Origin of the sequence: Bacillus sp. GMs2/2 (assembly GCF_050172095.1) — a bacterium.
In the GTDB taxonomy this organism is placed as follows: domain Bacteria; phylum Bacillota; class Bacilli; order Bacillales; family Bacillaceae_G; genus Bacillus_A; species Bacillus_A cereus.
Genome location: NZ_JBNLYE010000275.1, coordinates 1 through 5,453, shown reverse-complemented (window position 1 = coordinate 5,453; position 5,453 = coordinate 1). Strand labels below are relative to the sequence as shown.

Genomic DNA, 5,453 nt, shown 5'->3' with positions numbered 1-5,453 from the left:
GTTATAAGTTGTATATAGTTCCATATGGAATAGTAAGAAAAGAACTTCCGTACGGTGTAACATGATGTACTGGATAAAAATACTCTACGGATGAGTAATATGGTTGTACTCCTTGCTGCTGCATTTGTTGTTGCATTTGCAATGCTTGTTGAATAGCTTGAACTGTACTTTGTGCTCCACTATACGTTATAGACGTACCATACGCTGGTCGCATGCCAGCTTCAGAATTAATATATGAATAAAACATAATTTTCAACTCACTTCCGTATAATTTGTTACACATTATATTATGATTCTTTATTTCATTGGTACTATAATGCTAGTTCGCTCGCTTATATTCAAATGATAAAATAAAAAAGTAGCTGCTAGACTACTTTTAATTCTTCTTATTACCAAATGAAATGATATACATATTCTCCGTTTACACGCTCATCAATTCCAGCAACCCTAACGAATCTAAGTAAATCCGCCCCTTGAAGAAAATATACCGACATCGTAACCGGTACTTGTGACCACATGAATTGATAAAGCTCATTCACTCTCTGATTCGTCGTAACGATTAAATCATTTACAGGTCCATGATTCCATGCAGAGGTTTGAACTGAAGTGAAAGAAAGGTCTTTCCCATTAACCACTATTCTTGCCACGCTTTGAGTTATGTCCACAATACTCCCCTCCAACATTACAAAAATTGGACCTTTTTTAGTTCATATTATTATAAATATTCTTGACTGTAATAAATGTTTAAGGCAAATCCCTAATAAAGTGAAACTTTAATCAGTGGAGGTCTTACTGCCCGTTAATGCGGGATACAATTTTTTTATTCATATCCCTCAATTCCCATTACAACCATATAATTTCTAACCTGATTCAATTTTTGTAATTAATATAAAAAGCATCTTAATTAGATGCCCTTTACTTATCTTCCACTACAATTCTACTATTAAAATAGCAACGCCAAATCCGATGCAAACCAATCCTATTAACATGAATAGCAATCGGAATCCCCATAAATCACTGATTATTTCTATAATATGAACCAGCACAATAATAATAAAATCTTTAAATCCACTGAAACCATGTTCCTTTGTCTCTCTGATTCCATCGATTACAGTCAGACAAACAATAAAAATACCTAAACCAATTAATATAAAACCTAATACAAGCATTCATATATCCTCTTTTTTCTTTTATCTCGCATTAACGAACATTTCCACTTTAAAATTCAGTACATACGAGGACGTAAGGTGAAAAATTAACTACCCGTAAAACCTGATTAGTGCATGCTAATAATTAGAGGGAGGTGGTCCTCTCTTCACTTTATATTATCATGAAAGGATATGAGCTTCGGAGTTATTTCTTTATAAAATAAAAAATAGCTAATTCACTACTTAAAAAGTAAAAAAGCATTAGATTGACTAGTATGTAGATTGTTGAATGCATGTAAAATGTTTTTAAATTATCTACTCTTTTTTTAGCTCGGAAGTAACTCTCATCTCGTTCCATCTTTATACACCACTTTCTTACTCACACTGAACGCAATATTCAATTGATGAGTTTGTCATTTCGTTACCTCCAATTAACGCTTTTGTTCAATGTTGTAATTTTCTTGTATAATAAAAGTTAATTAATCTAGAAGGTACTCTGAGAAAAAGCGAAAAATCAGCTGGAAAGCTTATCGATTTAAATATTTATTCGAAATTAATAAGCAATTAATTTTAGTCACTCTGCCCATACTCAATCAAAGTTTGGGCTTCTTTAATTTCTGTATAAAATTCAAAAGTTTGACACAATCCTGGAAAAAGCTTATAAAGAAAAGTGAGGTTCCGTTATTTTCACACTTAGTAGCGCAGTCATGTTACATACAATTTTATAAGTGTGAACGAACTACAAAACTAAAAAACAAATAATAAGTTTGCAACATGTTTGCAAATACGAATTTTGCATATAAATTCGTGTGATATTGAAAGGAGTTTTACTTATGAAAGAAATTAAAACAGAACAAGAATTCAAAGACATCATCGCAAGCGAGGAGCCAGTAGTTGTTAAGTTCTTTACTACATGGTGCCCAGATTGCGTACGTATGGACAACTTTATCGGAGATGTAATGGAAGAGTTCAATAAATTTGAATGGTATTCTATTAATAAAGATGAGTTTCCAAGTATCGCTGAAGAGTATCAAGTAATGGGTATTCCAAGTTTACTTGTATACCAAAACGGTGAGAAGCTAGGCCACTTACATAGTGCTAACGCAAAAACTGAAGAGCAAGTTACTGAGTTTTTAGAAGCATACTAAGATGAAAGCCCTCTGGAAAACATTTTCCAGAGGGCTTTCATCTGTTTTCATAATTATCTTTTGACGTTTTTCCTCGTTTAATGAATTACACCTTGTCATGATAAGAATAATATGTAGTAAGAAAAGTATTCGTTTCTTGATCCATCTACCCTCCTATCTCTTTAGTAAATAGACTCTAATTAGGTTTACACCCTGACTTTGTACTTTTCAACATATTTTTCCTTCACGAAACTTTGTTACCCCCTTCTTAAAAAGCTATAAAACGTCAACAATGTTTGTATAGACCCACACGACTTTCGTTTGATACTCTATTTATAGAAAGAAATTCCTTTAAAGAAAGGTGAGTGATTAAAATGGATACTCTTTCTCATAAAGAAGCTGATAAAGGCGCTATTGTCAGCATTATGGCCTACATATTTTTATCCTCTATGAAAATCATCATCAGTTATATTACCCTCTCTAGCGCATTACGCGCTGACGGTTTAAATAACTTAACGGATATCGGTGCTTCTTTAGCAATATTAATTGGTCTAAAAATATCTCGTAAACCTCGTGACCCAGATCATCCGTATGGGCATTCGCGTGCCGAACAAATCGCATCACTTGTTGCGTCCTTCATTATGGCAACAGTCGGATTAGAAGTTGTTATTAGTGCCATTCAATCTTTCTTAAATCCGAAACAAGCAGCGCCCAATGTACTCGCTGCATGGGTTGCTTTATTTTCTGCTGTCGTTATGTATTGCGTGTATTTGTATACGAAAAAAATTGCAGCACGAACAAAAAGTAAATCATTAGAAGCCGCTGCAAAGGATAATTTATCAGATGCGCTCGTAAGTATTGGTACTGTAGTAGGTATTGTCGGTTCTCAGTTCCAAATGCCTATTTTAGACCCTATTGCCGCTTTAATTGTCGGTCTTATTATTTGTAAAACTGCATGGGAGATTTTCGTAGAATCTTCTCATATGCTTACAGATGGAATTGATCCTGATAAAATGGAAGAATACGCTGATGCTATTGAGCATATTGGCGGTGTGGAAAACATTGTAGATATTCGAGCACGTATGTACGGGAATCAAACGTACGTTGATATTACAATTGAAGTAGATGCTCGCATGGATGTTGGAGAAAGTCACTGTATTACCGACAACATCGAAGCTATGCTTCGCAAAAAGTTTGGAATTTACCATGCACACATTCATGTTGAGCCAATGAAAAAAGAACCTATTATGACATAGGTTCTTTTTTTATGAACGTTTTATGGAATATAACACATAAAACGAGCCAGCTACCACCAGCTGCCCATCCTGCTAATATGTCAGATGGATAGTGCACGCCAAGATATATTCGGCTAACTGAAATAGATAATACAACAAAGCTTGCTATAAGAATAATTAATAATTTTTTATGCAATGAAATACGATCTTCAGTAATTGTGACGTATGCAATAAATCCTAAAAAAGCAGTAGCATTCATCGTATGACCGCTCGGAAAACTATATCCAGTTGCAGTAACAAGCTGCGTGACATCAGGTCTTGCTCGTTCGTACCATAGTTTAAGCATACTGTTTAAATAACGAGATCCGTAGTAATTAATTGTTAGAAGTAACGCACTAAGCAACTTTTTTCTAACGAGAAAATACATTACAAGAATAATGAGTAATGGAAAATATATTCTTTTGGAACCGATAAAAGACACCCAAGTAAAATAGGTCGTCAAATAATCGTTTCGAAAGCTTTGAATAAAATGTGCGACTATATTGTCAAAGTTCTCAATACAAGCGGTATGATACGAAAGTGATAATACGACAAAACAAATGAGTAACGTAAAACTTAGCAAGTATAAATGTCGATATCGTTTCACATACATAACCTCACTATGCAAAAAAATGGAGCGGTTGTTTTAGTTTTCCTCTCCATTTCTTTTTTATGCATAGTTTATTAAAAAATATAATTATTAATTTTTTGCTTCATCTCAGGGATATCTTCTCTTGTTACGGTAAAACGAATCACCTTCTCATCAAGATCAAGCGCCTCAGCGAATAATCCAGCTAAACCACGGGATTTTCTATCTACTTCCATAATAATTTCTAGTCGGTCGTATGCACGTGGCAAGATTAATAATTCTAATTCATCTAATTTCCCATAATGCTCTCCAGAAACCGGAATAAACTCAAATTCTTGTGCGAATGGAACTTGCTTACGTAATCGATGCGGTAATTCTTCACATTCTATATGACGTACTTTAAACCCTAATTCATTTACACTATCTAAAACACTACTTAATAATGCATTGGGTAACACTTGAACGTAGTCGCGGTCACTTGGGTCTATACTACGTTTAATATCAAGACCTGTATGAATCCAAACCGTTTTCATACCAAGTGTAAGTGGTGCTTCAATTGGCATTGGAAAAGAAAATGGAATTTCAACTTTTTCATTCGGTTCTACAGAAAAAGGTTCTGTTAAGCGTACTCGCTCTAAATCATATGTTGCTGTTACTTTTTTATCATCCACTTCTCGTACATACGACGTCGATAATGTTAAGTAAATGCTTTCAATTTGTTGGCTAACTGAACCTCCAGTTATATGAACCTTTCCAACTATTTCTTCCCCAACAATATACTCATCTTTTTCAAGAACAGTATCTACCTTTGCACTTCCAATACCAACGCTTGCTAAAAACTTTTGAAACATGGAGTCTCCATCCTTTCTAAAGCAGAAGCTACATCTTGTTTTAAATCTTGTACATTCTCATAGTACGGCGTTTTTATTTGTAACATTCGCATAAGAATTTCGCGATTATAATGTTCCAAAGTTAATTCTTCGTACCATGGTTTTTCCTGTTTTTCATTAGATTCATATCCTGCATATAATAAAAATAATGAGAAATGACCGAGCGCATAAAAGTCACTACGAAAGTGAACTTCTCGCATCAAAGCTTGTTCACCTTCGTAAGTTGTAGCTCGCTCATCATCCTCACCTTTCCATTTAGCCAATCCAAAATCAATAATACTAATTTGATTTTCTTTCATTAGTATGTTTGGAATGCGTAAATCTCGATGAATAATGCCTTCACTATGAAACACCGATACACTTTCTAATATTTCATATAAAATCTCAAAAACTTCACGTTCTGTATATACATACCCATCTATGAA

At 34.1% G+C, this 5,453-nt stretch carries 8 protein-coding genes and 2 pseudogenes; 3 read left to right on the top strand and 7 right to left on the bottom strand.

Features of this window, described 5'->3' with window-relative positions:
* Position 1: 1 nt before the first annotated feature.
* The 4 genes and pseudogenes from ACQGS6_RS22210 to ACQGS6_RS22195 form a co-directional block, all read right to left on the bottom strand.
* The gene (locus ACQGS6_RS22210) at positions 2-247 is read right to left on the bottom strand and encodes a DUF3947 family protein (protein WP_000500112.1); all 246 of its coding nucleotides are present in this window, start codon (positions 245-247) and stop codon (positions 2-4) included.
* A 142-nt stretch (positions 248-389) separates the two neighbouring features.
* Positions 390-665 carry a hypothetical protein gene (locus ACQGS6_RS22205; protein ID WP_000355691.1) on the bottom strand — a complete coding sequence of 92 codons (276 nt, stop codon included), beginning with the start codon at positions 663-665 and terminating at the stop codon, positions 390-392.
* A gap of 264 nt (positions 666-929) precedes the next feature.
* The gene (locus tag ACQGS6_RS22200) at positions 930-1,169 is read right to left on the bottom strand and encodes a hypothetical protein (RefSeq protein ID WP_000960638.1); all 240 of its coding nucleotides are present in this window, start codon (positions 1,167-1,169) and stop codon (positions 930-932) included.
* A 232-nt stretch (positions 1,170-1,401) separates the two neighbouring features.
* Positions 1,402-1,506, bottom strand: a pseudogene (locus ACQGS6_RS22195) (2TM domain-containing protein); the annotation flags it as partial.
* 129 nt (positions 1,507-1,635) lie between these two features.
* On the opposite strand from ACQGS6_RS22195, the pseudogene ACQGS6_RS22190 reads away from it, so the two are divergent.
* The 3 genes and pseudogenes from ACQGS6_RS22190 to ACQGS6_RS22180 form a co-directional block, all read left to right on the top strand.
* Positions 1,636-1,716, top strand: a pseudogene (locus tag ACQGS6_RS22190) (GNAT family N-acetyltransferase); the annotation flags it as partial.
* A 265-nt stretch (positions 1,717-1,981) separates the two neighbouring features.
* Positions 1,982-2,296 (top strand): thioredoxin family protein, encoded by a 315-nt coding sequence (locus ACQGS6_RS22185; RefSeq protein ID WP_000658787.1) that lies wholly within the window; start codon positions 1,982-1,984, stop codon positions 2,294-2,296.
* A gap of 353 nt (positions 2,297-2,649) precedes the next feature.
* Entirely contained in the window at positions 2,650-3,531 is an 882-nt protein-coding gene (locus ACQGS6_RS22180; protein WP_000380385.1) for a cation diffusion facilitator family transporter, read from the top strand.
* Here ACQGS6_RS22180 and ACQGS6_RS22175 read toward each other — a convergent pair.
* The 3 genes from ACQGS6_RS22175 to ACQGS6_RS22165 all read right to left on the bottom strand — a co-directional run.
* Complete coding sequence (locus tag ACQGS6_RS22175) at positions 3,521-4,156, bottom strand: phosphatase PAP2 family protein (RefSeq protein ID WP_025966768.1); 636 nt, start codon at positions 4,154-4,156, stop codon at positions 3,521-3,523. The two genes, ACQGS6_RS22180 and ACQGS6_RS22175, sit on opposite strands and share 11 nt — an antisense overlap.
* A gap of 77 nt (positions 4,157-4,233) precedes the next feature.
* The gene (locus ACQGS6_RS22170) at positions 4,234-4,989 is read right to left on the bottom strand and encodes a sporulation protein (RefSeq protein ID WP_000486629.1); all 756 of its coding nucleotides are present in this window, start codon (positions 4,987-4,989) and stop codon (positions 4,234-4,236) included.
* The coding region (locus ACQGS6_RS22165; protein WP_426965619.1) for a protein kinase domain-containing protein at positions 4,971-5,453 on the bottom strand (483 nt) is incomplete at its 5' end. The genes ACQGS6_RS22170 and ACQGS6_RS22165, both read right to left, overlap by 19 nt.